This window comes from Pseudomonas sp. RAC1 (assembly GCF_030658255.1).
GTDB lineage: Bacteria > Pseudomonadota > Gammaproteobacteria > Pseudomonadales > Pseudomonadaceae > Aquipseudomonas > Aquipseudomonas boreofloridensis.
In genome coordinates this window covers 555,171-582,078 of sequence record NZ_JAUTXS020000038.1, presented here as the reverse complement: position 1 = coordinate 582,078, position 26,908 = coordinate 555,171, and the positions used below count along the sequence as shown (strand labels likewise).

Below are 26,908 nucleotides of genomic sequence, written 5' to 3'. Positions count from 1 at the left end.
CGTTACTCCTGGATGACGTCAGCGCCTTCCGGAATCTTGAACTGGAACGTGCTCGCCGGGATCGCCTGGTTGGCCCTGACCCCATTGAACAGAATATTGGTGCGCTGGCCGACGCTGTCGATCAGTTGCATGTCATTGATCAGTCCCTTGCGGAAAGAGATACGCAAGGAGTCGAACAGCGTGTCCTTGGTCTTGGGCTTGAGGGTGAAATCCATGACCTCGCCCTGTTCCTTGGAAACGATATCGAAACTCTGGCTGATCTTGGATACATCACCGGACAACAGTAACGCCGGCGTCTGGCTCAGGCGCACATCAAGCTTCTTCACCGTGGCCTGCTCCAGATCCGGGTCCCACAGGGTAACTTTCTGGCCATCGGAAACCACGACTTGCTCTTGTGGAGCATCCGTATGCCAGTAGAACAGGCCAGGACGTTTGACCGTCATCTTCCCTTTAGTCTCCTGCAGACTCGTGCCGCTGGCATCCAGGGTCAGTTGGGAAAAATTGGCCTCGATGGTCTGGGATTTTTCCAGCAACTGGGTCAGGCGCTGTACGTCTTGCTCACCGGCGTACGCGGTGAGCGGGCCCAGGGTCAGGGCAGAAACCAACAACATGCGAATTGCGCGCATGGGAGTCCTCATTGAGCAGTGAATAGGCCGGACACGATGTTTCGCACCCGGCAAGACAATCATCAATCGCGCGGGCCGCCCGGAGCTATCACTTCCCGCGAGCCGTTGCTGTTCATTGGAGTGACCACGCCGGCCATCTCCATCGCCTCGATCATCCGCGCGGCACGGTTGTAGCCGATCTTGAGCTTGCGCTGTACTGCCGAAATGGACGCCCGGCGACTTTCCAGCACGAACTGCACAGCTTCGTCATAGAGCGCGTCGGTTTCCGAGTCGTCGCCATCGCCACCTCCACCGCCGCCCTCGAAACCGCTACCGGCTTCCTCGACGCCGTTGAGGATATCGTCGTTGTAATCAGGGGCACCGCGCAACTTCCAGGCCTCTACAACGCGGTGAACCTCGTCGTCGGAAACGAATGCACCGTGAACGCGGATGGGCAGACTGGTACCCGGCGGCATGTAGAGCATGTCGCCATGGCCGAGCAGTTGTTCGGCGCCGCCCTGGTCGATGATAGTCCGCGAGTCGATCTTGCTCGACACCTGGAAGGCCATACGCGTAGGAATGTTGGCCTTGATCAGACCAGTGATCACATCGACCGACGGACGCTGTGTAGCGAGAATCAAATGAATGCCGGCTGCACGCGCCTTCTGGGCGATACGGGCAATCAGCTCTTCGACCTTTTTGCCGACGATCATCATCATGTCGGCAAATTCGTCGACCACCACCACGATAGTCGGCAGGGTTTTCAGCGCCGGAGGTTCGTCCTCCATGCTTTCACGGCGGTACAGAGGATCGTGGATGACCTCACCGGCGTCCTGGGCGTCTTTGACCTTGCGGTTGAAGCCGGCCAGGTTACGTACGCCCATCGCAGCCATCAGCTTGTAGCGGCGCTCCATCTCGGCGACGCTCCAGCGCAGAGCGTTGGCGGCGTCCTTCATGTCGGTGACGACCGGGCACAACAAGTGCGGAATGCCTTCGTAAATCGACAGCTCGAGCATTTTCGGGTCGATCATGATCAGCCGCGCATCTTCCGGGCTCGACTTGAACAGGATCGACAGGATCATCGCGTTGACACCCACCGACTTACCCGAACCGGTGGTACCGGCCACCAGCAAATGCGGCATCTTGGCCAAGTCCGTGATGACCGGCTTGCCGCCGATATCATGGCCCAGCGCCAGCGTGACGGGCGACTTCTGCTCGTCATACTGAGGCGTGGACAACACCTCGGAGAAACGCACCATCTGACGATTTTCGTTGGGAATTTCGATACCGACGGTAGTCTTTCCGGGAATGACCTCCACCACCCGCACGCTGGTCACTGCCAGCGAGCGCGCGAGGTCCTTCGCAAGGTTGGCGATGCGGCTGACCTTGACCCCGGCAGCTGGCTGGATTTCGTAGCGGGTGATCACCGGCCCCGGGTGGATCGAGTCTACGGAAACGTCGACCCCGAACTCCTTGAGCTTGATCTCCAGCAGATGCCCCACTCCAGCCAGGGACTCGGGCGAATACTCGATCTTTTTCTGTTCGGCAGGATCGAGAATCGAGATCGATGGGAGCGTTCCTTCCACGGCGCTATCGACGAACAGCGGCGCCTGCTTTTCTTTCATGACCCGCTTGCTGGGTTCGGCTGCCTTGACCGGTGCCGGCAGGTTGATCACCGGTGCGGGCTGCTGCTCGCGCTGTGCCACATGCTTGCTCAAGGATTCGTCACGTTCGATGATGCGTTCGCGCGCCTTGATCTGCTCGCGCTTGTCGACAACCACGGGCGCGACAACGTCCTCGACCTGCTCATCGACCTCGCGCAACTGCGCCACCAGCCGCTTGCGTTCGTTGCGCGCGGCCCACCAGCGTGACGCGGCGCCTTGGACCAGCTCGAACAGATCAAGGGTGATCTTGCCGGTCAGGTCCATGACCTTGAACCAGGACAAGTCGGTGAACACCGTCAGGCCGAACAGGAACAACGCGATGAACATCAAGGTGCTGCCCTGCACGTTCAGCAGGTTGCGCGCCAGTTCCCCAAGGCTCTCGCCCAGCGCACCGCCAGCCGAAAATGGAATACTGGCGGGCGGATGGAAATGAATGTGCGCCAGCGCTGCGCCCGACAGCACGAGAAATACCAAGCCGATCAGGCGCCAGGAGAACAGCCACCCACTCCATTGCCAGGGCTGGTGACGTTCACGGAAGATCTGCCAGGTCTTGATCGCCAGCAGCAAAGGAAAGATATAGGCAAAGTAGCCAAGCACCATGAACAGGATGTCGGCGAAGAACGCGCCGGCGCGGCCAGCAGCGTTCTGAACCTGATCGACATTGCTGGTGTGGGTAAAGCTTGGGTCGGATGTGTCGTAGGTCAGCAGTGCCATCCACAGGTACAGGCACAGCGCACCGACGGCAATCAGCGCGCCTTCCTTGAGGCGATAATGCAACTGCTGGCGCCATAGCGGCACTGGCAACGGAGTCGGGGATGCAGTGGATTTCTTCAAAACGCGTCTATTCCTGCGCTTGATGCGCGTTAAATAGTGATCGGGCCGGTGAATGGCCGACGAACCACTACTTTTAACATTACTGCCCGCCTGCCGCCATGGCGGCACGCCGCGTGGCGCATGGACGGGGGGCCGATTTCCATGGGTGCAATTTGAGCATGCATTTTGTTCTGTGACAAAGGCTTATGCTGTATTTTTGCACAGGTATGACAGCAAATGTCGGCGATGGTGCCAGATGCCCATCGGCTAGCGGTGAAACAGCTCGACGAGCCGCGCCACTCCTGCAGCCCAGCATGCTGCAACAGCCCAGACATTGACCTCGACGACGCCTGCCGCCATGCTCGCCACTCCCCTCCCCTACCGCCGAATCACCATGCTCACCTGGCTGACCCGCGACTCGCTGAACTTCCCACCCCTCAATAAAGCCCTCAACGAGCCCAACGGCCTACTCGCCGCGGGAGGCGATCTCACACCCGAGCGCCTGATTCAAGCCTACCGCCACGGCTGCTTCCCTTGGTATCAGGACGGACAGCCGATTCTATGGTGGTCGCCCGATCCTCGCACCGTGCTGTTACCGGACGAACTTCACGTATCCCGGTCGCTGGCCAAGCTGATGCGTCAGGGCCGCTACCACGTCAGCTTCGACACCGATTTCGCCAGTGTAATCGCCGCGTGCGCCGCACCCCGCGATTACGCCGACGGCACCTGGATCACCGACAGCATGCAGGCGGCATACCGCGAGTTGCACCACCGCGGTATCGCTCATTCGGTCGAGGTACGCCAGGCCGGCGAACTGGTTGGTGGCCTATACGGCCTGGCCATGGGCCGTCTATTCTTCGGCGAATCCATGTTCAGCCGCGCCGACAATGCCTCCAAGGTCGGTTTCGTGACGCTGGTTGAACGTCTGCGCGAAGCTGGCTTTGTGTTGATCGACTGCCAGATGCCCACCGATCACCTGCATAGCCTCGGCGCGCGCGCTATCAGCCGGAGGGCGTTCGCCGACTATCTGTCATGCCATCTCGACCACTCCTGCGACGCAGCCTGGGCGCGCTAGGCGACCGCCCAGAGCTGGCATACACTTAGAGCAACGTCTTGCCCAGGGGGCGATCATGACAGAGCTGGCGCGATTGAAGTTCTATGCCACTCAACCCCACTCCTGCAGCTACCTGCCCGATGAGCAGGCGACGACCCTGTTCCTGGACCCCAGCCAGCCGATGGACGTACATGTGTATGCCGACCTGTCGGAAATGGGTTTTCGCCGCAGCGGCGATCATCTCTACCGACCTCACTGCCAGAGCTGCTCTGCCTGCGTACCGGCACGCATCCCCGCAGCACGCTTCGTGCCCAACCGCCAGCAGCGACGCATTCTCAAGCGCAATGAGGACCTTGTGGTCAGCCCCGCGCGACCGGCTTTCAAAGAAGAATATTTCGATCTGTATCGCCGCTACATAGAAACGCGCCACGCTGACGGCGACATGTACCCGCCCAGTCGCGACCAGTTCTCCACGTTTCTGGTACGCGACCTGCCCTTCAGTTGGTTCTACGAATTTCGCCTGCATGGTCGCCTGCTTGCAGTGGCGGTATGTGACCTGCTGCCCAATGGCCTATCGGCGGTGTATACCTTCTACGATCCAGATGAAGAGCGCCGTAGCTTGGGCCGCTTTGCCATCCTCTGGCAGATCGCTGAAACGCTACGCCAGGATCTGGAGGCGGTCTATCTTGGCTACTGGATCAAGAATTGTCAGAAGATGAACTACAAGACCCAATACCGCCCCATTGAGCTGCTGATCAACCAGCGCTGGGTCAGCCTCAACTGAAAGCATTGGCTTGAAATACATTTTTCGGGCATAATCCACGCCACTTTTTTTGCCCGGTGCAGTTGCGCGTCGGGCCATCTCTGGACACCGAGGGTTTTACTGCATGTCGAAAGAAGACAGCTTCGAGATGGAAGGCAGTGTCGTCGACACCCTTCCAAACACTATGTTTCGCGTGGAGCTGGAAAACGGCCACGTTGTCACCGCGCACATTTCCGGAAAAATGCGCAAGAACTACATCCGCATCCTTACTGGCGACAAGGTCCGCGTCGAACTGACGCCTTACGACCTGAGCAAGGGCCGCATCACCTACCGCGCGCGCTAAGCTTCAGCCACAAAAAAAGCCCGGCCAATGCGCCGGGCTTTTTTTTGTGCAGCCCACCAAAGCACCAGGGCCGCACAGCGGCCCCTTTGCTCAAGCCACTTCGGCCGCGGTCTCGAAGTCGAACACCAGCTCGCCATCGCGCAGTTCCACATGCACCACGCCGCCATGCTCGGACAACTCGCCGAACAGGATCTCTTCAGCCAGAGGCCGCTTGATCTTGTCCTGAATGAGCCGCGCCATAGGTCGAGCCCCCATCTGCACGTCATACCCCTTGCTTGCCAGCCAACCACGCGCCTCGTCACTGACCTCGAGCAGCACGCGCTTGTCTTCCAGTTGAGCTTGAAGCTCGATAAGGAACTTGTCGACGATGCTCTTGATCGTTTCGTGGCTCAAGCGACCGAACTGAATGATGGTATCCAGACGGTTGCGGAACTCCGGCGTGAAGCTCTTGCGAATGACCTCCATCGCGTCCGACGCGTGGTCTTGATGAGTGAAGCCAATCGAGGCCCGCGACGCAGTTTCCGCCCCGGCGTTTGTCGTCATGATCAGAATCACGTTACGGAAGTCCGCCTTGCGCCCATTGTTGTCGGTCAGGGTGCCATGGTCCATGACCTGCAGCAGCAGGTTGAAGACCTCCGGGTGAGCTTTCTCGATTTCATCGAGCAGCAACACACAGTGCGGTTGTTTGGTGATGGCTTCGGTCAGCAGCCCACCCTGGTCGAATCCAACGTAACCAGGAGGCGCGCCGATCAAGCGCGATACGGTGTGCCGCTCCATGTACTCCGACATGTCGAAGCGCACTAACTCAACACCCAGTGCCTTGGCCAACTGCCGAGCAGCTTCGGTCTTGCCGACCCCCGTAGGGCCTGCGAACAGGAAGGAGCCGACTGGTTTGTCGGGTGCCTTCAGGCCTGCTCGCGACAGCTTGATAGCAGTCGACAGTGAATCGATTGCCGCATCCTGACCGAACACGGTGAGCTTCAGATCACGCTCAAGGTTGCGCAGCAGCTCCTTGTCGGAACTGGTGACATGCTTTGGCGGGATACGCGCGATCTTGGCCACGATGTCCTCCACCTGCGGCACGTCGATACGCTTGACCCGGTTGGCCTCCGGCTGCAGGCGCTGGTAGGCACCGGCTTCGTCGATCACATCGATGGCCTTGTCAGGCATGTGCCGGTCATTGATGTAGCGCGCAGCCAACTCGGCAGCCGCGCGAAGCGCTTCATCGCTGTATTCGATGTGATGATGACTCTCGAAGCGCCCTTTCAACCCACGCAGAATGCCAACGGTGTCCTCCACGGAGGGCTCGCTGACGTCGACCTTCTGGAAGCGCCGCGCCAGCGCTCGATCTTTCTCGAAAATGCCACGGAACTCTTGGAAAGTCGTGGAGCCAATGCAGCGGATATCACCCGAAGACAGCAGCGGCTTGAGCAGGTTGGAGGCATCCATCACCCCACCGGATGCCGCACCAGCACCGATGATGGTATGGATTTCGTCAATGAACAGGATGGCTTGAGGGCGCTTTCGCAGCTCACCAAGCAATGCCTTGAAACGCTTCTCGAAGTCGCCCCGGTACTTGGTGCCGGCCAACAGCGCGCCGAGATCCAGCGAATACACTACGCTTTGCGCCAGCAGGTCAGGCACCTGGCCATCGACGATACGCTTGGCCAACCCTTCTGCGATGGCCGTCTTGCCGACACCGGCTTCACCCACCAGCAGTGGATTGTTCTTGCGCCGACGCGCGAGGATCTGCGCAACCCGCTCGACTTCCTGCTCGCGCCCGACCAGGGGGTCGATGCGACCGGCACGGGCCAGTTCGTTGAGATTGCTGGCATAGGCATCCAGCGGATTGCTCGACGAGGACGCTTCCGCGCCGTCTTCGTCCTGCATGTCCTGATCGCCTTCAGTATTCGGACCATGGCCCGGCACCTTGGAGATGCCGTGCGCGATGTAGTTGACCACATCGATCCGGGCCACGCTCTGCTGCTTGAGCAGGAACACCGCCTGGCTCTCCTGCTCACTGAAGATCGCGACCAACACGTTGGCGCCAGTCACTTCACGCTTGCCGGAGCTTTGCACATGGAAAACAGCGCGCTGCAGCACTCGCTGGAAACCCAGCGTTGGCTGTGTCTCGCGGTCTTCGTCATGCACCGGGATCAGAGGGGTAGTGGAATCGATGAACTCCTGCAAATCATGCTTGAGCTTGTCGAGATTGGCGCCACAGGCGCGCAGAACGGTCGCAGCCGCCTCGTTGTCAAGGAGCGCCAACAGCAGGTGTTCGACGGTCATGAATTCATGACGCTTCGAACGTGCCTCCTTGAAGGCAAGATTGAGGGTGACTTCGAGCTCGCGGTTTAACATAGCTTCACCTCATACCCAAGTGGTCGGCGATTAACCGTCCTTCTCGATTTCACAGAGTAGCGGATGCTGGCTTTCTCTTGCGTATTGATTGACCTGCATGGCCTTGGTTTCGGCAATGTCGCGGGTAAACAATCCGCACACTGCCCGCCCTTCGGTGTGGACAGTCAGCATGATCTTGGTCGCCAGCTCGCGGCTCAGACTGAAGAACGTTTCGAGCACTTCGACGACGAAATCCATCGGTGTGTAGTCATCGTTGAACAAAACCACCTTGTACATCGGTGGAGCCTGAAGGATTGGCTTGGCTTCTTGGACCGCCAGACCTGCCCCATCGTCCTCATCGGACTTCGGGCGCTCCTGATTGAATGTTAGTCGAATCTGCCTGAGTGCATGCATGGAAAGAATTTCATCATATCGACAGGTTAGGGTTGTGGGTCGACCGCACAGTCACCGCCGGCGCGGCTGCCGCATGACCTTGACTATCGGCAAAACGGTGTTACAACCAATAAGAGCCCACCGTGGTGTATAAAGATCCGCGCAGTCAACCAGATTTTTTCGCATGGTTCGTATGCGGATGACGTGGATGATACTCCAGTGATGGAGTCCTTTGCAGAGGGACATAGGGATGGCAAGCGGTAAAGTCAAGTGGTTCAACAATGCCAAGGGCTATGGATTCATCAATGAAGACGGCAAGACGGACGACCTGTTCGCCCACTACTCCGCGATTCAGATGGATGGCTACCGGACATTGAAGGCTGGCCAGGCAGTGACATTCGACGTCGTGCAAGGCCCCAAAGGCCTCCATGCTGTCAACATCGCTGGCGCCAAAGCCGATACCACCGTCACCGATGCCAACCGGCAGAGCGAGACTGCCAGCGCCTGACCGCGTTCACCGCACCTCGAAGAAGGCCGGCTGCCTGCGCTAAAAAAGAGGCATGGTCGGCTTTTTTTGTTACACAAAATAACCTTGTGTATCACGACGATGAATCGCCACCTGCGGCATCTCGTCACATTGCCCGTACATCTTTGGTCTTATAAAGGCGTCGATAGCGCTTCGCCTTGCTGAATCGACCGAAGGGTTTGATATACTCCGTCCCTGACCACAGGGTCATCGGGGCGAACCCCTGGAATAGGCGGCTCGCCCTCGGCCAGGTAAGGCCAGTAAGCCTGGGCTGTTACCGCACCCAGCACTTGACGCTCGACTGATGCATCCACCATCACCGCTCGCAGCCTCTCGACCATCCGCTCAAGGCACCGCCAGGGCGAAGCGCCTACCCTGCGCACCTCGAGACTCGAGTACGCTCAGCACATAGAGAGTTAACCCGCATGCCCACCCGTTCCAAGATCATCTATACCTTCACCGACGAAGCCCCCGCCCTCGCCACCTACTCGCTGCTGCCGATCATCGAAGCCTTCACCGCTTCGGCCGACATCGCCGTCGAAACCCGCGATATTTCCCTGGCTGGCCGTATCCTCGCGTCGTTCCCCGAGCAACTGGGCGCAGAGAAGCAGGTAGGCGATCATCTGGCGGAACTGGGTCAGCTGGCCACCACCCCTGAAGCCAACATCATCAAGCTGCCGAACATCTCCGCATCGGTTCCGCAGCTCAAGGCGGCGATCAAAGAGCTCCAGGCCAAAGGCTTCAACATTCCTGACTACGCCGATGAGCCGACCACTGCCGAAGAGAAACAGTCGCGCGCGCGTTACGACCGGATCAAGGGCAGCGCTGTGAATCCGGTGCTGCGTGAAGGCAACTCCGACCGCCGCGCCCCGCTGTCGGTGAAGAACTATGCGCGCAAGCATCCGCACAAAATGGGCGCCTGGGCGGCCGACTCCAAGTCGCACGTCGCTCACATGAGCCAGGGCGACTTTTATGGCAGCGAGAAAGCGGCGCAGATCGAAGCCGATGACAACGTGCGCATCGAACTGGTCGGCAAGGACGGCAAGATCACCGTCCTCAAGGAAAAAACCGCTGTCAAAGCCGCCGAAGTCATCGACTGCGCTACCCTGAGCCGCAAGGCGCTCAAGACCTTCATCGCCGAGCAGATCGCCGACGCCAAGGCCTCTGGCGTGCTGTTGTCGGTTCACCTCAAGGCCACCATGATGAAGGTCTCCGACCCGATCATGTTCGGCGTGATCGTCGAAGAGTTCTATAACGATGTGCTGAGCAAGCATGCCGACGCCCTGGCCCAAGTAGGCTTCAACGCCAATAACGGCATCGGCGACCTGTATGCCCGTATCAAAGACCTCCCTGCCGAGAAGCAAGCCGAGATCGAGGCCGACATCCAGGCCCTGTATGCCGTTCGCCCGGCCCTGGCCATGGTCAACTCCGACAAGGGCATCACCAACCTGCACGTACCGAGCGACGTCATCGTCGACGCTTCGATGCCCGCGATGATTCGTGACTCGGGCAAGATGTGGAATACCGCCGGCGAGTTGCAGGATGCCAAAGCTATCATTCCTGACCGCTGCTACGCTGGCATCTATCAGGCCACCATCGAGGATTGCAAGCAGCACGGCGCCTTCGATCCGACCACCATGGGCAGCGTGCCAAACGTCGGCCTGATGGCGCAGAAGGCCGAAGAGTACGGCTCCCACGACAAGACCTTCCAAGCCCAAGCCGACGGCGTCGTGCGTGTGGTTGACGGAAAAGGCAAAGTTCTGCTGGAGCAGAACGTCGAGGCCGGCGACATCTTCCGCATGTGCCAGACCAAAGACGCTCCGATCCAGGACTGGGTCAAGCTGGCCGTCAACCGCGCCCGCCTGAGCGATACCCCGGCCGTGTTCTGGCTGGACCCGGCACGCGCTCACGATGGCGTGATGATCGAGAAGGTGCAGAAGTATCTGAAGGATCACGACACCAGCGGCCTGGATATCCGTATCCTGGCACCGGTCGACGCCATCAAGTTCTCCCTGGCACGCATTCGCGAAGGCAAGGACACCATTTCGGTCACCGGTAACGTGCTGCGCGACTACCTGACCGACCTGTTCCCGATCATGGAACTGGGCACCAGCGCCAAGATGCTGTCGATCGTCCCGCTGATGAGCGGCGGCGGCCTGTTCGAGACCGGCGCCGGCGGCTCGGCACCCAAGCACGTACAGCAATTGGTGGAAGAGAACTTCCTGCGCTGGGACTCGCTGGGTGAATTCCTTGCCTTGGCAGCCTCGCTCGAGCACCTGGGCAACACCTACGACAATCCGCGCGCCAAGGTTCTGGCCAAAACCCTTGACCAGGCCACCGGCAAGTTCCTCGACACCAACAAGTCCCCTTCGCGCAAGGTGGGCGGTATCGATAACCGTGGCAGCCACTTCTACCTAACCCTCTACTGGGCCGAGGCGCTGGCAGCTCAAACCGACGACGCCGCACTGCAAGCGCGCTTCGCACCGCTGGCCAAGACACTGGCAGAGAACGAGGCGACCATCGTCGCTGAGCTCAACGCCGTCCAGGGCAAGCCGGTCGACATCGGCGGCTATTATGCGCCAGATGACGAACTGACCGCCAAGGTCATGCGCCCAAGCCAGACCTTGAACAACGCCATCGCTGCGCTGTAATAAACGGTTGAGGCAACACCACAAACCCCGGGCTCAGAACCGGGGTTTGTGCTTTCTGGACAAACGATTCCCCCCCAACAGGAGCCCGGAACATGGCCTGGCAACCTCATATCACCGTCGCCACCATTGTCGAGCAGGAAGGCACATTCCTCTTCGTCGAAGAGCTCAAGGCTGGCAAGCATGTGCTCAACCAACCCGCTGGCCATCTCGAAGCCAATGAGACGCTCGCCCAAGCCGCGTTGCGCGAAACCCTCGAAGAAACGGCCTGGGAAGTCGAGCTGACTGGCGTCGTCGGCATCTATCTGTATACCGCCCCCAGCAACGGTGTGACCTATCAACGCATCTGCTTCGCGGCCCGCCCCGTGCATCATCACCGCGAACGTGCATTGGACAGCGATATCACGCGCGCCCTGTGGCTGACCCGCGCCCAGTTGCTAGCCGATTCCGAGCGCTGGCGCAGCGAGCTGGTGCCGCGCTGCCTGGACGACTACCTGGCAGGCCCGCTGCACAGCCTCGCACTGCTGCGCGACTGACGCGCAGGCCCTGGCCTGATAGAATCGGCGTTTTTCCCCTTGATACACATCGGTAGCCATGACCAGTCCAGCACCCAAAGACCCCTCCAGGACCCGCGTCATCGTCGGCATGTCCGGCGGCGTCGACTCATCCGTCTCCGCCCTCCTGCTCATGGAGCAGGGCTATCAGGTGGAAGGTCTGTTCATGAAGAACTGGGAAGAGGACGACGGCACCGAATATTGCACTGCACGCGAGGACCTGGCAGACGCCCAGGCGGTCTGTGACCGCATCGGCATTACGCTGCACACGGCCAATTTCGCCGCCGAGTACTGGGATAACGTGTTCGAGCACTTCCTGGAAGAATACAAAGCCGGTCGCACACCCAATCCAGACATCCTGTGCAACCGCGAAATCAAGTTCAAGGCGTTCCTCGACTATGCACTGTCCCTGGGCGCTGACTTGATTGCTACGGGCCATTACGTGCGTCGGCGTGACACCGGCGCCCTTACCGAACTGCTCAAGGGACTGGATCCGAACAAGGACCAGAGCTATTTCCTGCACGCCGTCGGCGGCAAGGAGATTGCCCGCACGCTGTTTCCCGTCGGCGAACTGGAGAAGCCCGAGGTACGTGCCATTGCCGAGAAACACGGCCTGGCCACCGCGAAGAAGAAGGACTCTACGGGCATCTGCTTCATCGGCGAGCGCCGCTTCAGCGACTTCCTCAAGCAGTACTTGCCGGCACAGCCTGGTGAGATTCAAACCACCGACGGTGAAGTCATCGGCCAGCACCACGGCTTGATGTACCACACCATCGGTCAGCGTCAGGGGCTGGGTATCGGTGGCCTGAAAGACGCAGGCGACGAGCCGTGGTATGTGCTCGACAAAGACCTCTCGCGCAACGTACTGACGGTTGGCCAGGGCAACGAGCACCCCTGGCTGTTCTCCCGAGCCCTGCTGGCTTCGGAAATCTACTGGGTCAACCCGGTGGATTTGACCCGCCCGCGGCGCCTCGGCGCCAAGGTCCGTTATCGCCAGGGCGACCAGGCCTGCACCCTGGAGCGCACCGCCGAGGGCTACCGCGCCGTATTCGATGAGCCGCAACGCGCTGTGACGCCTGGACAGTCGGTGGTGTTCTACGACGGCGAGATCTGCCTGGGCGGCGGCGTGATCGAAACTGCCGAGCCTTGGAGCCCGCGGGAATGAGCAACCTGCAGGAGCAGTTGATCGCCCTTGGTGGTGTGTTCCAGGCAGCCGTCATGGTCGACCGAATCGCCCGAACCGGGCAGTCCAGTGAAGCGGATATCGGCTGTCTGCTGGGCAGCCTGCTGGTGCGCGACCCCCAAAACACCCTGGAGGTGTTCGGCGGCGACGACCTCAACTTACGTGAGGGCTATCGTGCTCTGGTCGGCGCCCTCGAACGCGACCCCAGCAGCCTGCAACGCGAACCACTGCGCTATGCGCTATCGATGCTGGGCCTGGAACGTCAGCTGGGTAAGCGTGATGACTTGCTGGAGACCATCGGCAATCGACTACCGCAGATCCAGGTGCAAGCAGACCACTTCGGACTCGTCCACGAGAACGTCATCGCCTCTAGCGGCGCGCTGTACCAAGACACGCTGAGCACCCTGCGTCAGCGCATCCAAGTGCACGGCGACATGCGTTTCCTGCAACAGCCCAGCAACGCCTCGAAAATTCGTGCGTTGCTGTTGGCCGGCATCCGCGCCGCACGCCTATGGCGGCAGCTGGGTGGACACCGATGGCAACTGGTCTTTAGCCGCCGCAAGCTACTCAACGAGCTGTACGACATGATGCGGTCGCCTTCTTGAGGCTTACACCCGCTGTGCACACAGGTCTGGTCTCGTAGGCAACGCAGCATCTGCCGCTGCATCTTCGACTAGAGCTGTCTGCGTTGGACCGAGACACGCTTTTCATGACCACACCTTTGGTCAGCCACCCGACCCCGGCGCGATTTTCATGTATGATATGCGCCCTCCAAAAGCCCGACTGTCCGAGAGCACCCCATGCAGCTTTCTTCGCTCACTGCGGTTTCCCCTGTAGACGGCCGTTATGCCGGCAAAACCCAGGCCCTGCGCCCTATCTTCAGCGAATTCGGCCTGATCCGTTTCCGCGCCCTGGTCGAAGTGCGCTGGCTGCAGCGTCTGGCCGCCCACCCGCAAATTGGCGAAGTGCCAGCGTTTTCCGCTGAAGCCAACGCCGTCCTGGACAGCCTGGCCAGCGATTTCAAGCTCGAGCATGCCGAGCGCGTCAAGGAAATCGAGCGCACCACCAATCACGACGTCAAGGCCATCGAGTACTTGCTCAAGGAGCAGGCAGCCCAATTGCCGGAACTGGCAAAGGTCAGCGAGTTCATCCACTTCGCCTGCACCAGTGAAGACATCAACAACCTGTCTCACGCGCTGATGCTGCGTGCCGGTCGCGACGACGTGCTGCTGCCGCTGATGCGCCAGATCGCCGAGGCCATCCGCGCCCTCGCCCATCAGCATGCCGACGTGCCCATGCTCTCGCGCACCCACGGCCAACCCGCCTCGCCAACCACGCTGGGCAAGGAACTGGCCAACGTGGTCTATCGCCTGGAGCGCCAGATTGCCCAGGTAGCCGCCGTTCCGCTGCTGGGCAAGATCAACGGCGCCGTGGGCAACTATAACGCTCACCTGTCGGCCTACCCACAGATCGACTGGGAGCAGAACGCTCGCGCCTTCATCGAAGACGAGTTGGGCCTGCAGTTCAATCCCTACACGACGCAAATCGAACCGCACGACTACATTGCCGAACTGTTCGACGCCATCGCCCGCTTCAACACCATCCTCATCGACTTCGACCGCGACGTCTGGGGTTACATCTCGCTGGGCTACTTCAAGCAGAAGACCGTCGCCGGCGAGATCGGCTCCTCGACCATGCCGCACAAGGTCAACCCGATCGACTTCGAAAACTCCGAAGGCAACCTGGGCATCGCCAACGCGCTGTTCCAGCACCTGGCCAGCAAGCTGCCAATCTCCCGCTGGCAGCGTGACCTGACCGATTCCACCGTGCTGCGCAATCTGGGCGTCGGCTTCGCCCACAGCGTCATCGCCTATGAAGCCAGCCTCAAGGGCATCGGCAAGCTGGAAATCAACACCGCCCGCATCGCCGCAGACCTCGACGCCTGCTGGGAAGTGCTGGCCGAGCCGATCCAGACCGTGATGCGCCGCTTCAACATCGAAAACCCGTACGAGAAGCTCAAGGAACTGACCCGCGGCAAAGGCATCACGCCAGAAGCGCTGCAGACTTTCATCGAAGGTCTGGATATGCCTGCCGAGGCCAAGGCCGAGCTCAAACTGCTGACGCCAGCCAGCTACATCGGCAACGCAGCTGCGCAGGCCAAACGCATCTGAACGGCGCCCTGCGGACCACGCCCGGCCTAGCCGGGCGTTTTTATTCCCGGATTAAAATTTCTTATTTTCAATAGGTTGAGCATGAATCCTGATACTCCACTGCAGCTGCTTGGCGGCCTCACAGCCCGTGAATTCCTGCGCGATTACTGGCAGAAAAAGCCCCTGCTGGTACGCCAGGCATTCACCGACTTCGAAAGCCCTATCGATCCCGACGAATTGGCCGGCCTGGCACTGGAAGAGGAGGTGGAATCGCGCCTGGTGTTGGAGCACGGCGAGCGCCCCTGGGAAATGCGTCGCGGCCCGTTCGAGGAAGATACCTTCGCTACCCTGCCCGAGCGTGACTGGACGCTGCTGGTCCAGGCAGTGGACCAGTTCGTCCCAGAAGTCGCCGAGTTGCTGGAGCATTTCCGCTTCCTGCCAAGCTGGCGCATCGACGACGTGATGATCAGCTTTGCCGCTCCCGGCGGCAGCGTCGGCCCACACTTTGACAACTACGACGTGTTCCTGCTGCAAGGTCACGGCAAACGCAACTGGAAGATCGGCCAGATGTGCGACAGCGACAGCGCACTGATCGAACACGCCGACCTGCGCATCCTGGCCGACTTCGAGCAGAGCGACGAGTGGACGCTAGCGCCGGGCGACATGCTCTATCTGCCGCCACGCCTGGCCCACTACGGTGTAGCTGTCGACGACTGCCTGACCTACTCGGTCGGCTTCCGTGCGCCCAGTGCCGCCGAGGTGCTCACCCACTTCACCGACTTCCTCAGCCAGTTCCTGCCTGACGAGGAACGCTACAGCGACGCCGACGCTCAGCCTGTCAGCGATCCCCATCAGATTCAGCACGACGCGCTGGATCGCCTGAAAGCCCTGCTGGCCGAGCACATGGGCGACGAGCGCCTGCTGCTGACGTGGTTCGGCCAGTTCATGACTGAACCCCGCTATCCCGAGCAAGTCGCAGGCGAAACGCTCACCGAACAGGATCTGCTCGACAGTCTTGAACGTGGCGCCATACTGATTCGCAACCCTAGCGCTCGCCTGGCGTGGTCGGAAGTCGATGACAATCTGCTGCTGTTTGCCAGCGGCCAGAGCCGCCTGCTCTCAGGCCACCTGCGCGCACTCTTGCAACTGATCTGCTCCGCCGACGCCCTGCACAGTGAAAACCTTGCAGAGTGGCTGGAAGAGGAAGAAGGCATCACGCTGGTATGCCAGCTGATTCAACAAGGAAGCCTGGGATTTGCCGATGAATAAAATCCGCGTTCGTCTCGCCGACTGGCATAAGGACAATGCCGACATCCAACGCATCCGCAACGCGGTGTTCGTGGCCGAACAGCACGTGCCGCCTGAGTTGGAGTTTGACGCCGAAGACCCAGGTGCCGTGCATTTTCTGGCCATGGAGGGCGACTACTCGATAGGCACTGCGCGCCTGCTGCCAGACGGCACCATCGGCAGGGTATCGGTACTCAAGGATTGGCGAGGACTGAAGGTCGGCGACGCCCTCATGAAGGCGGTGATCAATGAAGCGCAAAAACGCAACCTGAAGCAACAGATGCTCAGTGCGCAAGTTCATGCGACCGCGTTCTATGAGCGCCTGGGCTTCAAAGTGATCAGCGAGGAGTTTCTGGAGGCGGGCATTCCGCATGTGGATATGGTGCGCGACTCAAGCGAAATCGCTTGAGCGCCAGCCTGGCCGATACTGGCCAGGCTGGCGCTCAATCAGGCCAGCGCCTGCAAATAGGCACTGGCCTCGCGGTAGCGACTAAGACGCGCCATATCGACCGGCCCCGGACAAACCAGGCGAGAAAGGTCACTGTTGTCTGCAAGGTCTGCCAGCTTGACTTCACGGGCCAATGGGTCGCTTCCCAGCCGCACCACGAAGTCCTCATAGCGCTCATTCTCGCGCCGGCTCAGCGCGAGAAGCGCGGCAAGTATCTTGAGAGAAAAGCCTTCACGCGCCAAATCGGACAAAGTCACCGAGGTATCTTCGAGCACATCGTGAAGCACGGCGACAATTCGCTGCTCAGGGGTCGACACCCGCGCCATGACCCTGAGCGGATGCAGGATATAGTCCGCACCACCCTTGTCCAACTGCCCAGCATGAGCTCGGGTCGCCAGTAAAATTGCTCGCTCCAGGCTAGACATGCCCCCTCCTTCAACGCTCACATAGCCGAACCGCATGACGCCAACGCTTCGTCTGGCGCCGTGTCTGCTCAGCATAGCCCGGCAAATGTCCTTGGACATCAACACCCTGGCCGCGCCAGCGCTGCGGTGCCGGTTCATTGTCACGTTGGACCGGCAACGGGCTCGATTAGTTTTGCACAAAGGAAAGATTGCCCAACCCAGATTACCCGCCAGCCAGCAACCACAGGCCGGCGGACGAATCAGCGTTGAGCACCATGCTGAATTACGATCGAGTCCGTACCAAGCCGAGCCATGACATCGGCCTTGCGCGCATCGGCCTCATCCCTGGAGGGGAACGGCCCCATCAACACCACCGGCTTGCCCTCTCGATAGTCGACGCGCGAGGGAATACCCTTTTCCAAAAGTCGTGCGGTCATGTCGGTGAGCGCTCCCATGTTAGGTCCTTGCACAACCTCAACGTCCCAGCCTTCCGGCGCCGGCTCACCCGCTAATGCATCCGCGCGGCGCTGCAAGTCGGCACCGCCGCAGACCTCGCGAATGCGCAGGTTGTTGCCGCTATCATCCACCAGTATCTCGTATTGACCGTCATGCTTGATCGCGACGTAACTGCGATAGGGCTCATACTGACCCGCGTCGTCCTTGCCGCGCACCTGACCACAGATCGAGCCTTGAGTGTCGATCCGCACGTTGGCGAACTTGGCGCTCTTGGGGTTGTGCAGATGCTCTGCGACCTGCTTGTGCACACCTTCGACCTCGTTCTCGCAGCCCGCCAGGGCTATTATCGCCATCACCACCGTCAGCTTGCGCACGCATCTATCTCCTGAGTCGAAGGGGCAGGATTCTATCATGCTGGCAGTGAGAGACCGACGCTCGCGCTGTCGCACCCCACAACCTTGATCTTGGGAGGGAGACGCGGGAAAACACGGAAAACGAAAAGGGCGATCCCTTCGGATCGCCCTTTTCGTCGATTTGGTAGGCACAATTGGACTCGAACCAACGACCCCCACCATGTCAAGGTGGTGCTCTAACCAACTGAGCTATGTGCCTGTCGTGTGGTGCGCATATTAGAGCTCGCCTACGCACCTGTAAAGCGTTTTCTTCAAAAAAATCAAAAACTTTGCGACTTCGAGAATCAGCAACATGCAAAAGGGGCGACCCTTGCGGATCGCCCCTTTCGTCGATTTGGTAGGCACAATTGGACTCGAACCAACGACCCCCACCATGTCAAGGTGGTGCTCTAACCAACTGAGCTATGTGCCTGTCGATGAGGGCGCATTCTACGCATCACAAAATTGCTGTCAACTGTTTTTTTCGCGCTAACCTACTGATTATTAAAATATTTGCCCCACGTAGACGGCATTCCAGGGTGTGAAGGATTTTCAACAGGTGACTAGCGGGTGTTTATTATTATTGATAGTATCGCTCCATGCGTTAAAAATATAAAACACGAGGTTTCCATCATGGCTCACACCCCCTACCCACAGTCTTACTACGCCGCCTCGGCCAACCCGGTGCCGCCACGTCCGGCGCTGCAGGGTGAGGTGGAAACCGATGTGTGCATCATCGGCGCCGGCTACACCGGTCTCTCCAGCGCCCTGTTCCTGCTGGAAAGCGGCTTCAAGGTCACGGTGCTCGAAGCCGCTAAAGTCGGTTTCGGCGCGTCGGGTCGCAACGGTGGCCAGATCGTCAACAGCTACAGCCGCGACATCGATGTCATTGAGCGCACCGTTGGCCCACAGCAGGCGCAGTTGCTTGGCCAGATGGCTTTCGAGGGGGGTCGCATCATCCGTGAGCGAGTCGCCAAGTACAACATCCAGTGCGACCTGAAAGATGGCGGTGTATTTGCCGCGCTGACCAGCAAACAGATGGGCCATCTCGAATCGCAGAAACGCTTGTGGGAGCGCTTCGGTCACAATCAACTGGAGTTGATGGATCAACGACGCATCCGCGAAGTGGTGGCCTGCGACAACTATGTCGGCGGCATGCTGGACATGAGCGGCGGCCACATCCATCCGCTGAACTTGGCCTTGGGCGAGGCGGCTGCAGTCGAATCACTGGGCGGCGTCATCTATGAACAGAGCCCGGCAGTACGCATCGAGCGCGGCAGCAATCCCCAGGTACACACGCCACAAGGCAAGGTACGCGCCAAGTTCATTATCGTCGCAGGCAATGCGTACCTGGGTAACTTGGTACCGGAGCTGGCAGCCAAGTCCATGCCCTGCGGCACCCAGGTAATCACCACCGAGCCTTTGAGCGAAGAACTGGCCCGCACCTTGCTGCCGCAGGATTACTGCGTCGAAGACTGCAACTACCTGCTCGACTACTACCGCCTGACCGGCGACAAGCGGCTGATCTTCGGCGGTGGCGTGGTGTATGGCGCGCGGGATCCTGCAAACATCGAAGCGATTATCCGTCCAAAGATGCTCAAGGCGTTCCCACAACTCAAGGACGTAAAAATCGATTACGCCTGGACCGGCAACTTCCTGCTGACGCTGTCGCGCCTGCCGCAGGTGGGCCGTATTGGCGACAACATCTACTACTCCCAAGGTTGTTCAGGTCACGGCGTAACCTACACCCATCTGGCCGGCAAGGTGCTGGCCGAGGCGCTTCGCGGCCAGGCAGAACGCTTCGACGCCTTTGCCGATCTGCCGCACTATCCGTTCCCTGGCGGCCAACTACTGCGCGTCCCGTTCAGTGCCCTGGGTGCCTGGTATTACAGCCTGCGCGACCGCCTGGGGTTCTGAGCGGCGCGATTCTAGAAAGTAAGGGCCGGAGCTCGGCCCTTCCTCCAGGCTTGAACATCACCCAGCGCTACTGTCCCATACTACGCAGCGCCTGTTTAGCGGCAATCTCCTGGCCTTCTCGGGCCAGCTCATCGGCAGCCTTCACCCAACGCTGGCGGTCAACTCCAGCGGGCAAGCGGCTGGGTGACTGAACCAACACTGCCCAAGCGCCCTCCTTGACCCAGGCACTCTCGAAAGTATCGAAATCCAGCAGATGGCGCCGGCTCATGCCTGAACGCAACAGCACACGTTGCTTGTAACGGTCGTAGCCGATCAGCACGGCATAGCGCGGCTCCCCAAACAGCGCGGATCCATCGTGGTAGCGCAGCAGCACGGGATTGCCCGCAGCCACCTGAGTCAACAAGGCATCCAGACGCTTGTCCAGCGGATACACCACCCTTCCATATTCGCGCGCTACTCGCGCAATCGCGGCTTCCAATGACGCCGCACGCTCTGGCATGCCCAGCGCATTGTCCAGCAGACCCGGGGTGATGGGCGCGCCTTGTTGTGACAGCAAGGCGGCCAAGGCCATGGCGCTGCTGTAATTGGCGTTACCGCGATAGAACGGCACGCTGCTGATCTCTACGCGCTGGGGCAGTCGATCGAGCGCGGCCGGCGCAGTCGAAGCACAACCGGTGAGATTCGCGGTCAACAGCAAGGCCACCAGCCACCTATACCGACCACCGCTCAAGGACTTGAGAAAATCGTGCGACATGAACACTCGCTTGTATCGACGCCTGGCTGACAGTGCCAGGCACTGGGGGCTGATCATAGGCGCCTGGGGGGTTCGGGTACAGCCCGCGGCGGGCGTGAAGCCAGATCCTCCTGACGGCTAGACCTAAGGTCAATGGAACGTCATGGGCGCAGCGCTACACTAAAGAAGTGTCTGGAGGGTCGAGCCGAAAGCTCGCCCGAGAGAAGGAGGCACGTCCATGAGCCTGACAATGGCAATTATCACGTTGATCGCAATGTGGCTAAGCGTGGCAGCGGCCATGCTATGGGGGGTACTGCGCATCGCACGTCGCCATGCCCGTCCATACCACAACCCAACCGCCAATTCGCCCAAGCCACAATCGCCTGGCCGCGCACGACGGCATGCGGGGGCACATTGACCTGACAGCAAAAGGGGCTGTCGCCAGCCCCCTGTTTCCTACTCAGGCGTCCATCTGCTCACGCCGAATGCGCGCGCGTCTCACCATGATATTGAGCACCTCGATGGCGGTCGAGAACGCCATCGCCGCGTACACGTAGCCCTTGGGTACGTGGGCACCGAAACCTTCGGCAATCAGGGTCATACCGATCATGATCAGGAAACCCAGGGCCAGCATCACGACCGTGGGGTTGTCGTTGATGAACTTGGCCAGAGGATCGGCAGCGACCAACATCACGATCACCGCGCTGATTACGGCGATGATCATAATCGGCAGGTGCTCGGTCATGCCGACGGCTGTAATGATGCTATCGACCGAGAAAACGATGTCGAGCAACAGGATCTGACCGATTGCGGCAGCGAAGCCCAGTGTCACGGTATTGCCACCCTTCGAGGTTTCTTTCGCACCGCGTGGATCTACGCTTTCATGAATCTCTTTAGTCGCCTTCCATAGCAGGAACAAGCCACCTGCGATCAGGATCATGTCTTTCCAGGAGAATGCGTGACCCAACACTTCGATAACCGGCTCGGTAAGCTGGACGATCCAGGCCACCGTCGACAACAGCGCCAAGCGCATGATCAACGCCATGCTGATACCGATGCGCCGCGCTTTTGAGCGATAGGCCTCAGGCAGCTTATTGGTGAGGATGGAAATGAAAATCAGGTTATCGATGCCGAGCACGATTTCCATTGCCACCAGCGTAGCCAAGGCCACCCAAGCCGTCGGGCTCGCGGCAAGTTCCAACAAGTATTCCATTTAGTGCCTCTTCGCTCAGATGTCTTGGGTATCGTGCTTGTCTTGATGGTTTTCCGGCTTGGGCGGTTTTCCACCCAAGGTGTCGTTCAGCGCTTGCTGAGCCGTTTCGTGCGTTTTGTCGATCGCCTGTCTGGCCGACTCTGCGGCCTGATCGAGCACGCGTTGCGCAGACTGTTCGGCCTGATCGCAGCCTGCCGTAGTCAGCAGCACCAAGGCCAGTACCAAAGGCGTACCAATGGATTTCAGTTGTAGCATGGTGTCCTCACTTGTCGATGTCCCGCGACGCAGCCGCGCCTATAGGCAGGCATTCTATGCAGGGCAACACTTCAGGAAAATTCGTATTTTTACCGGGTATACTTCGGTTTTTACGAAAGCTCAGACATCCCATGCTTAATTATCGACAGCTCCACTACTTCTGGGTCGTGGCCAGGACTGGCAGCATTACCCGTGCCAGCGAGCAATTGAATCTGACCCCGCAAACCATCAGCGGTCAGATCAGTCTGTTTGAGCAAACCTATGATCTGCAGTTGTTCCAGCGTGTCGGTCGTCAATTGGAACTGACTGAAACCGGCCGCCAGACACTGGCCTACGCCGAGCAGATGTTCCAGATTGGCAGCGAACTGGAAACCTTACTGCGCGCCGGCCCCGAGGAGCAGATCCTGTTTCGTGTCGGCGTGGCGGACGTGGTACCCAAGTCGATCGTCTATCGGCTCTTGGCACCGACCATGGCGGCAGATGAAACACTGCGCATCAATTGTCGCGAAGACAAACTCGAGCGGCTGCTGGCCGACCTTGCCATCCAGCGCCTGGACCTGGTGATCTCCGACAGCCCCATGCCGGGTCACCTGGATATCAAGGGCTACAGCCAGAAACTCGGAGAGTGCGGCCTGAGCTTCTTTGCCACGCACGCGCTCGCCGCACGCCTGACACCATCGTTTCCAGACTGCCTTCACGATTCCCCGTTGCTCATTCCGGGCCAGGAGACAGTCGTACGCAGCCGCTTGTTGCGCTGGCTCGCCGAACAGCAGGTACAACCGCGTATCGTCGGAGAGTTCGACGACAGCGCCTTGATGCAAGCCTTCGGTCAGTCTGGCAGCGGCATCTTCGTGGCGCCCAGCGTGATTGCCGACGAGGTCTGTCGTCAGTACGCCGTGCAACTGATCGGCCAGACTGACGCCGTGCAGGAATCGTTCTATGCGATCTCGGTAGAGCGCAAGGTCAAGCATCCAGGCATCGTCGCCATTACCGAGGGCGCGCGGCGAGACCTGTTCAACGGCTGAGCGGATCAAGCAACGCGTTCCGTCAGTCTCGCCCTACTGCGGCTGTGCTACAGTCCACGGTTTGTCCGAATCTGGAACCGCGCGGCACATGATCCCCATTTTTCGTCTCCTGAACCGCACCAGCCTGGTGATGCAGATCCTTGTCGGCTTGGTAGCCGGTATCGCCCTGGCCTTGATAGCGCCCAGTCTGGCTCGCGATCTGGCGTTCCTGGGCAAGGTGTTCGTGACGGCGCTCAAGGCGGTTGCGCCGATTCTCGTGTTTGTCCTGGTCATTGCCTCCATCGCCAATCATCAGCAAGGACAACAGACCCATATCCGACCCATCCTCTGGCTGTACCTGCTCAGCACTTTCGGGGCTGCAGTCGTTGCCGTGGTGGCGAGCATGGCATTTCCCTCGTCGTTACTGCTGAGCACCCACGAGGCCACACTGGCGGCGCCCGGGGGCATAACAGAAGTGCTACAAGGACTGCTGTTGAGCGCTGTCGACAATCCGGTGAACGCCTTGATGAATGCCAACTTCATCGGCATCCTGACCTGGGCCATCGGCTTGGGCGTGGTGTTGCGCAAAGCGGGCAAGGCCACACGGGGCGTGATCGACGATGTGTCCAACGGCGTTACCGAGTTGGTGCGCCTGGTGATCCGCTTCGCGCCGCTGGGTATTTTCGGTTTGGTCACCGCGACCTTGGCCGAGGCTGGGCTGGGTGCGCTGCTCGGTTACCTGCACCTGCTGGGCGTGCTCATCGGTTGCATGCTGTTCGTGGCGCTGGTGATGAACCCGTTGATCGTCTGGTGGCAGATCCGCCGCAACCCTTACCCACTGACCCTGCTGTGCCTGCGCGAAAGCGGTATCACGGCGTTCTTCACCCGCAGTTCGGCGGCGAACATTCCGGTCAACCTGGCATTGTCGCAGCGCCTGGGCCTGCATGAAGACACCTACTCCGTGTCGATTCCCCTGGGCGCAACCATCAACATGGCGGGCGCAGCCATCACTATCACCGTATTGACGCTTGCGGCAGTCCATACGCTTGGTATCGGCGTGGATCTGCCCACCGCCGTGCTACTCAGCGTAGTGGCCGCCATCTGCGCTTGTGGGGCATCGGGGGTGGCTGGCGGTTCGCTGCTATTGATTCCGCTGGCCTGCAGCTTGTTCGGCATCCCCAGCGAAATTGCCATGCAGGTTGTAGCCGTCGGTTTCATCATTGGCGTCCTGCAGGACTCGGCGGAGACCGCGCTCAACTCGTCCACTGACGTACTCTTCACCGCCGCCGCCTGCGAAGCCATGGAGCGACGGGCAGCCTGAGCGTATCCAGCAATTGCCTGCGTGAGGGACAGGCCCTAGGCTAGTGGCCTTTCCTAGCGACGAGGCAGAGCCATGTCAGAACATGAAAGCACAGGCGAAGGCCGCTTCAACGGCATCGAGATCCGTATCCTCGGCTCGTTGATCGAGAAGCAGGCCACCAGCCCTGAGAGCTACCCGCTGACGCTCAACGCGTTGGTCCTGGCCTGCAACCAGAAGACCAGCCGCGAGCCGGTGATGAGCCTGTCTACCGGCCAAGTGGGCCAGGCCCTGCGGGCACTCGAAGGGCAAGGCATGACTCGCCTGCAGATGGGCAGTCGGGCAGACCGCTGGGAGCACCGGGTGGACAAGGCGCTGGAACTGGTTCCGGCCCAGCAGGTGCTGATGGGGCTGATGTTTCTGCGCGGACCGCAAACCGTCAACGAGCTGCTGACCCGCAGCAGTCGGCTTCATGACTTCGAAGAGCTTGAACAGGTTCAGCATCAACTGGAGCGCTTGGTGTCACGCGGTCTGGCATTGCACCTACCACGCCAGGCAGGACAACGCGAGGACCGTTACACCCATGCCTTGGGCGATCCTGCGGAAGTGGACGCGATTCTCGCAGCACGCCAGCAGGACAGTGGAGTGCGCGGCACTCCTGCGACCGCAACCGAAGAACGTATAGACGCACTGGAAGCCCGAATCGCCGAACTGGAAGCGCGCCTGGCGCTGCTTGAGGGCTGAAACGACTGACCCGCCCTCAGCGGTCGCGAGGGCGGGTCGGTCCGGCAGGAGGCGGCGGCGGCCTTACGCCGGTGCGGACGTGCGAATCAGGTGATCGAAAGCGGCCAGCGAAGCCTTGGCGCCCTCGCCTACGGCAATGACGATCTGCTTGTACGGCACGGTGGTCACATCACCGGCTGCAAATACGCCAGGGATGCTGGTCTGCCCTTTCGCATCGACAATGATCTCGCCACGCGGCGACAGCTCGACGGTCCCTCTGAGCCAATCGGTGTTCGGCAGCAGACCGATCTGTACAAAGATGCCTTCCAGCGCCAGCTCGTGGACCAGCTCGGTGGTGCGGTCCTTGTAGCGCAACCCCGTGACTTTCTCACCGTTGCCCAGCACCTCGGTGGTCAGCGCGCTGGTGATGACCTTGACGTTTGGCAGACTGTGCAACTTGCGCTGCAACACAGCGTCGGCGCGCAATTGGCTGTCGAATTCGATCAGCGTCACCTGGGCGACGATACCGGCCAGGTCGATGGCCGCCTCCACACCCGAGTTGCCACCACCAATGACCGCCACGCGCTTGCCCTTGAACAACGGGCCGTCGCAGTGCGGGCAGTAAGCCACACCACGGGCTCGGTACTCCTGCTCGCCCGGCACATTCATCTCACGCCAGCGCGCGCCAGTAGCCAGAATCACCGTCTTGGCCTTGAGCGAGGCACCGCTGGCCAGACGCACCTCGTGCAGCCCACCCTCACTGGCAGGAATCAGCGCGTCGCCACGCTGCAGGTTCATGATGTCGACGTCGTATTGCTTGACGTGTTCTTCCAGTGCAGTGGCCAGTTTTGGCCCTTCGGTTTCCTGAACGGAAATGAAGTTCTCGATCGCCAAGGTGTCGAGCACCTGACCGCCGAAGCGCTCTGCAGCTACGCCGGTGCGAATACCTTTACGCGCGGCGTAGATGGCTGCGCTCGCGCCGGCAGGTCCACCACCGACCACCAATACATCGAAAGCATCTTTGGCGTTGATTTTCTCGGCCTGACGACTCCCGGCATTGGTGTCGATCTTGCCAAGGATTTCCTCCAGGCCCATACGACCCTGGCCGAACACCTCACCGTTGAGGTAGACGCTGGGCACTGCCATGATCTTGCGCGACTCGACTTCGCCCTGGAACAGCGCACCGTCGATGGCGACGTGGCGGATGTTGGGATTGAGCACCGCCAGCAAGTTCAGCGCCTGGACCACATCCGGGCAGTTCTGGCACGACAACGAGAAGTAGGTTTCAAAGGTGAAATCCCCCTCCAGCGCCTTGATCTGTTCGATGACTTCGGCACTGGCCTTGGAGGGGTGGCCGCCAACTTGCAGCAGCGCCAGCACCAGGGAGGTGAATTCGTGACCCATCGGGATGCCGGCGAAGCGCAGGCTGATATCGCCCCCTGGGCGGTTGAGCGAGAACGAAGGGCGACGAGCATCGCTGCCGTCCTCGCGCAGAGTGATGAGGTTCGACAGGCTGGCGATTTCAACCAGCAGGTCGTGCATTTCTCGGGATTTCGCCCCGTCGTCGAGGGAGGCAACGATCTCGATCGGCTGGGTGACCCGCTCCAGGTAGGTTTTCAGTTGCGATTTAAGCGTGGCGTCCAACATACGGGCGATTCCTTTTTTCAAAACTCGGATACAAAAACGCCCAGGCGAACTCGCCCGGGCGTTTGACGGGGCAGTGAAGCGTTCAGCGTTGGCGGC

The 26,908-nt window shown here is 60.1% G+C and carries 26 protein-coding genes and 2 tRNA genes; 16 read left to right on the top strand and 12 right to left on the bottom strand.

From position 1 onward, the window contains the following. Window positions 1–2: 2 nt before the first annotated feature. On the bottom strand, window positions 3–626 hold the full coding sequence (lolA, locus tag Q7C30_RS19970; protein ID WP_317872500.1) for an outer membrane lipoprotein chaperone LolA: 624 nt from the start codon (window positions 624–626) through the stop codon (window positions 3–5). A 62-nt stretch (window positions 627–688) separates the two neighbouring features. Continuing rightward, complete coding sequence (gene ftsK, locus Q7C30_RS19965; protein WP_317872499.1) at window positions 689–3,103, bottom strand: DNA translocase FtsK; 2,415 nt, start codon at window positions 3,101–3,103, stop codon at window positions 689–691. A gap of 373 nt (window positions 3,104–3,476) precedes the next feature. Between ftsK and aat the strand changes: the two genes are divergently transcribed. The 3 genes from aat (at window position 3,477) to infA (ending at window position 5,242) form a co-directional block, all read left to right on the top strand. Then, a complete protein-coding gene (gene aat, locus Q7C30_RS19960) occupies window positions 3,477–4,157 on the top strand; it encodes a leucyl/phenylalanyl-tRNA--protein transferase (protein WP_317872498.1) in 681 nt (226 codons plus the stop codon). A 55-nt stretch (window positions 4,158–4,212) separates the two neighbouring features. Beyond that, window positions 4,213–4,920, top strand: coding sequence for an arginyltransferase (locus tag Q7C30_RS19955; protein WP_317872497.1), 708 nt, complete (start codon window positions 4,213–4,215; stop codon window positions 4,918–4,920). Window positions 4,921–5,023: 103 nt separating this feature from the next. Continuing rightward, window positions 5,024–5,242, top strand: coding sequence for a translation initiation factor IF-1 (infA, locus tag Q7C30_RS19950; protein ID WP_029614443.1), 219 nt, complete (start codon window positions 5,024–5,026; stop codon window positions 5,240–5,242). 90 nt (window positions 5,243–5,332) lie between these two features. Here the strand turns inward: infA and clpA are convergent, their stop codons facing one another. Further along, entirely contained in the window at window positions 5,333–7,603 is a 2,271-nt protein-coding gene (clpA, locus tag Q7C30_RS19945; RefSeq protein ID WP_039578436.1) for an ATP-dependent Clp protease ATP-binding subunit ClpA, read from the bottom strand. A 30-nt stretch (window positions 7,604–7,633) separates the two neighbouring features. Beyond that, on the bottom strand, window positions 7,634–7,996 hold the full coding sequence (gene clpS, locus Q7C30_RS19940; protein WP_317872496.1) for an ATP-dependent Clp protease adapter ClpS: 363 nt from the start codon (window positions 7,994–7,996) through the stop codon (window positions 7,634–7,636). 229 nt (window positions 7,997–8,225) lie between these two features. Between clpS and cspD the strand changes: the two genes are divergently transcribed. From cspD to Q7C30_RS19900, 8 genes are all read left to right on the top strand, one after another. Beyond that, window positions 8,226–8,483 carry a cold shock domain-containing protein CspD gene (cspD, locus tag Q7C30_RS19935; protein WP_317872495.1) on the top strand — a complete coding sequence of 86 codons (258 nt, stop codon included), beginning with the start codon at window positions 8,226–8,228 and terminating at the stop codon, window positions 8,481–8,483. Window positions 8,484–8,926: 443 nt separating this feature from the next. Beyond that, window positions 8,927–11,152, top strand: a complete 2,226-nt coding sequence (locus Q7C30_RS19930; protein ID WP_317872494.1) for an NADP-dependent isocitrate dehydrogenase — start codon at window positions 8,927–8,929, stop codon at window positions 11,150–11,152. Window positions 11,153–11,244: 92 nt separating this feature from the next. Next, the gene (locus Q7C30_RS19925; protein WP_029614437.1) at window positions 11,245–11,685 is read left to right on the top strand and encodes an NUDIX hydrolase; all 441 of its coding nucleotides are present in this window, start codon (window positions 11,245–11,247) and stop codon (window positions 11,683–11,685) included. Between the two features lie 58 nt (window positions 11,686–11,743). Then, on the top strand, window positions 11,744–12,868 hold the full coding sequence (mnmA, locus tag Q7C30_RS19920) for a tRNA 2-thiouridine(34) synthase MnmA (protein ID WP_317872493.1): 1,125 nt from the start codon (window positions 11,744–11,746) through the stop codon (window positions 12,866–12,868). Next, entirely contained in the window at window positions 12,865–13,491 is a 627-nt protein-coding gene (hflD, locus tag Q7C30_RS19915) for a high frequency lysogenization protein HflD (RefSeq protein WP_317872492.1), read from the top strand. Before mnmA ends, hflD begins: the two co-directional genes overlap by 4 nt. Before the next feature lie 195 nt (window positions 13,492–13,686). Continuing rightward, entirely contained in the window at window positions 13,687–15,057 is a 1,371-nt protein-coding gene (gene purB, locus Q7C30_RS19910; protein WP_317872491.1) for an adenylosuccinate lyase, read from the top strand. Between the two features lie 81 nt (window positions 15,058–15,138). Beyond that, on the top strand, window positions 15,139–16,305 hold the full coding sequence (locus Q7C30_RS19905; protein ID WP_317872490.1) for a cupin domain-containing protein: 1,167 nt from the start codon (window positions 15,139–15,141) through the stop codon (window positions 16,303–16,305). Beyond that, the gene (locus Q7C30_RS19900; protein ID WP_039578453.1) at window positions 16,298–16,732 is read left to right on the top strand and encodes a GNAT family N-acetyltransferase; all 435 of its coding nucleotides are present in this window, start codon (window positions 16,298–16,300) and stop codon (window positions 16,730–16,732) included. Before Q7C30_RS19905 ends, Q7C30_RS19900 begins: the two co-directional genes overlap by 8 nt. A 38-nt stretch (window positions 16,733–16,770) precedes the next feature. Here the strand turns inward: Q7C30_RS19900 and Q7C30_RS19895 are convergent, their stop codons facing one another. The 4 genes from Q7C30_RS19895 to Q7C30_RS19880 all read right to left on the bottom strand — a co-directional run bounded on the left by Q7C30_RS19895 (window position 16,771) and on the right by Q7C30_RS19880 (window position 18,456). Beyond that, the gene (locus tag Q7C30_RS19895) at window positions 16,771–17,196 is read right to left on the bottom strand and encodes a GTP pyrophosphokinase (RefSeq protein WP_317872489.1); all 426 of its coding nucleotides are present in this window, start codon (window positions 17,194–17,196) and stop codon (window positions 16,771–16,773) included. A 239-nt stretch (window positions 17,197–17,435) separates the two neighbouring features. Beyond that, a complete protein-coding gene (locus Q7C30_RS19890; RefSeq protein ID WP_039578458.1) occupies window positions 17,436–18,005 on the bottom strand; it encodes an SPOR domain-containing protein in 570 nt (189 codons plus the stop codon). Between the two features lie 161 nt (window positions 18,006–18,166). Continuing rightward, window positions 18,167–18,243 (bottom strand) — tRNA-Val (locus Q7C30_RS19885). Between the two features lie 136 nt (window positions 18,244–18,379). Beyond that, a tRNA-Val gene (locus Q7C30_RS19880) sits at window positions 18,380–18,456 on the bottom strand. A 200-nt stretch (window positions 18,457–18,656) separates the two neighbouring features. Here Q7C30_RS19880 and Q7C30_RS19875 point away from each other — a divergent pair. Continuing rightward, entirely contained in the window at window positions 18,657–19,940 is a 1,284-nt protein-coding gene (locus Q7C30_RS19875; RefSeq protein ID WP_029612308.1) for an FAD-binding oxidoreductase, read from the top strand. Window positions 19,941–20,007: 67 nt separating this feature from the next. On the opposite strand, the gene Q7C30_RS19870 is transcribed toward Q7C30_RS19875, so the two are convergent. Further along, window positions 20,008–20,751, bottom strand: a complete 744-nt coding sequence (locus tag Q7C30_RS19870) for a peptidase C39 family protein (protein WP_317872488.1) — start codon at window positions 20,749–20,751, stop codon at window positions 20,008–20,010. Window positions 20,752–20,911: 160 nt separating this feature from the next. On the opposite strand from Q7C30_RS19870, the gene Q7C30_RS19865 reads away from it, so the two are divergent. Further along, window positions 20,912–21,091 (top strand): hypothetical protein, encoded by a 180-nt coding sequence (locus Q7C30_RS19865; RefSeq protein ID WP_116888500.1) that lies wholly within the window; start codon window positions 20,912–20,914, stop codon window positions 21,089–21,091. A 42-nt stretch (window positions 21,092–21,133) separates the two neighbouring features. On the opposite strand, the gene Q7C30_RS19860 is transcribed toward Q7C30_RS19865, so the two are convergent. Together Q7C30_RS19860 and Q7C30_RS19855 are read right to left on the bottom strand one after the other, a co-directional pair. After that, entirely contained in the window at window positions 21,134–21,886 is a 753-nt protein-coding gene (locus tag Q7C30_RS19860) for a TerC family protein (protein ID WP_029612310.1), read from the bottom strand. Between the two features lie 15 nt (window positions 21,887–21,901). Beyond that, the gene (locus Q7C30_RS19855; protein WP_317872487.1) at window positions 21,902–22,141 is read right to left on the bottom strand and encodes a hypothetical protein; all 240 of its coding nucleotides are present in this window, start codon (window positions 22,139–22,141) and stop codon (window positions 21,902–21,904) included. Between the two features lie 131 nt (window positions 22,142–22,272). Here Q7C30_RS19855 and nhaR point away from each other — a divergent pair, with 131 nt between their 5' ends. From nhaR to Q7C30_RS19840, 3 genes are all read left to right on the top strand, one after another. Continuing rightward, window positions 22,273–23,166, top strand: coding sequence for a transcriptional activator NhaR (nhaR, locus tag Q7C30_RS19850; protein WP_317872486.1), 894 nt, complete (start codon window positions 22,273–22,275; stop codon window positions 23,164–23,166). 88 nt (window positions 23,167–23,254) lie between these two features. After that, window positions 23,255–24,466, top strand: a complete 1,212-nt coding sequence (sstT, locus tag Q7C30_RS19845) for a serine/threonine transporter SstT (protein WP_317872485.1) — start codon at window positions 23,255–23,257, stop codon at window positions 24,464–24,466. Window positions 24,467–24,538: 72 nt separating this feature from the next. Continuing rightward, complete coding sequence (locus Q7C30_RS19840; protein ID WP_317872484.1) at window positions 24,539–25,186, top strand: DUF480 domain-containing protein; 648 nt, start codon at window positions 24,539–24,541, stop codon at window positions 25,184–25,186. Between the two features lie 63 nt (window positions 25,187–25,249). Here Q7C30_RS19840 and ahpF read toward each other — a convergent pair whose 3' ends face one another. After that, on the bottom strand, window positions 25,250–26,812 hold the full coding sequence (ahpF, locus tag Q7C30_RS19835; RefSeq protein WP_317872483.1) for an alkyl hydroperoxide reductase subunit F: 1,563 nt from the start codon (window positions 26,810–26,812) through the stop codon (window positions 25,250–25,252). Window positions 26,813–26,908: the final 96 nt, after the last annotated feature.

Excerpts from the sequence above, each read along its gene's own strand:
- cspD (WP_317872495.1), top strand. The coding sequence starts at position 8,226 with ATGGCAAGCGGTAAAGTCAAGTGGTTCAACAATGCCAAGGGCTATGGA.
- Q7C30_RS19860 (WP_029612310.1), bottom strand. The coding sequence starts at position 21,886 with ATGGAATACTTGTTGGAACTTGCCGCGAGCCCGACGGCTTGGGTGGCC.
- Q7C30_RS19930 (WP_317872494.1), top strand. The coding sequence starts at position 8,927 with ATGCCCACCCGTTCCAAGATCATCTATACCTTCACCGACGAAGCCCCC.
- Q7C30_RS19855 (WP_317872487.1), bottom strand. The coding sequence starts at position 22,141 with ATGCTACAACTGAAATCCATTGGTACGCCTTTGGTACTGGCCTTGGTG.
- Q7C30_RS19865 (WP_116888500.1), top strand. The coding sequence starts at position 20,912 with ATGAGCCTGACAATGGCAATTATCACGTTGATCGCAATGTGGCTAAGC.
- Q7C30_RS19840 (WP_317872484.1), top strand. The coding sequence starts at position 24,539 with ATGTCAGAACATGAAAGCACAGGCGAAGGCCGCTTCAACGGCATCGAG.
- Q7C30_RS19955 (WP_317872497.1), top strand. The coding sequence starts at position 4,213 with ATGACAGAGCTGGCGCGATTGAAGTTCTATGCCACTCAACCCCACTCC.
- clpA (WP_039578436.1), bottom strand. The coding sequence starts at position 7,603 with ATGTTAAACCGCGAGCTCGAAGTCACCCTCAATCTTGCCTTCAAGGAG.
- nhaR (WP_317872486.1), top strand. The coding sequence starts at position 22,273 with ATGCTTAATTATCGACAGCTCCACTACTTCTGGGTCGTGGCCAGGACT.
- infA (WP_029614443.1), top strand. The coding sequence starts at position 5,024 with ATGTCGAAAGAAGACAGCTTCGAGATGGAAGGCAGTGTCGTCGACACC.
- hflD (WP_317872492.1), top strand. The coding sequence starts at position 12,865 with ATGAGCAACCTGCAGGAGCAGTTGATCGCCCTTGGTGGTGTGTTCCAG.
- Q7C30_RS19895 (WP_317872489.1), bottom strand. The coding sequence starts at position 17,196 with ATGTCTAGCCTGGAGCGAGCAATTTTACTGGCGACCCGAGCTCATGCT.
- Q7C30_RS19925 (WP_029614437.1), top strand. The coding sequence starts at position 11,245 with ATGGCCTGGCAACCTCATATCACCGTCGCCACCATTGTCGAGCAGGAA.
- Q7C30_RS19900 (WP_039578453.1), top strand. The coding sequence starts at position 16,298 with ATGAATAAAATCCGCGTTCGTCTCGCCGACTGGCATAAGGACAATGCC.
- Q7C30_RS19905 (WP_317872490.1), top strand. The coding sequence starts at position 15,139 with ATGAATCCTGATACTCCACTGCAGCTGCTTGGCGGCCTCACAGCCCGT.
- sstT (WP_317872485.1), top strand. The coding sequence starts at position 23,255 with ATGATCCCCATTTTTCGTCTCCTGAACCGCACCAGCCTGGTGATGCAG.
- aat (WP_317872498.1), top strand. The coding sequence starts at position 3,477 with ATGCTCACCTGGCTGACCCGCGACTCGCTGAACTTCCCACCCCTCAAT.
- purB (WP_317872491.1), top strand. The coding sequence starts at position 13,687 with ATGCAGCTTTCTTCGCTCACTGCGGTTTCCCCTGTAGACGGCCGTTAT.
- clpS (WP_317872496.1), bottom strand. The coding sequence starts at position 7,996 with ATGCATGCACTCAGGCAGATTCGACTAACATTCAATCAGGAGCGCCCG.
- lolA (WP_317872500.1), bottom strand. The coding sequence starts at position 626 with ATGCGCGCAATTCGCATGTTGTTGGTTTCTGCCCTGACCCTGGGCCCG.
- ahpF (WP_317872483.1), bottom strand. The coding sequence starts at position 26,812 with ATGTTGGACGCCACGCTTAAATCGCAACTGAAAACCTACCTGGAGCGG.
- mnmA (WP_317872493.1), top strand. The coding sequence starts at position 11,744 with ATGACCAGTCCAGCACCCAAAGACCCCTCCAGGACCCGCGTCATCGTC.
- Q7C30_RS19875 (WP_029612308.1), top strand. The coding sequence starts at position 18,657 with ATGGCTCACACCCCCTACCCACAGTCTTACTACGCCGCCTCGGCCAAC.
- Q7C30_RS19870 (WP_317872488.1), bottom strand. The coding sequence starts at position 20,751 with ATGATCAGCCCCCAGTGCCTGGCACTGTCAGCCAGGCGTCGATACAAG.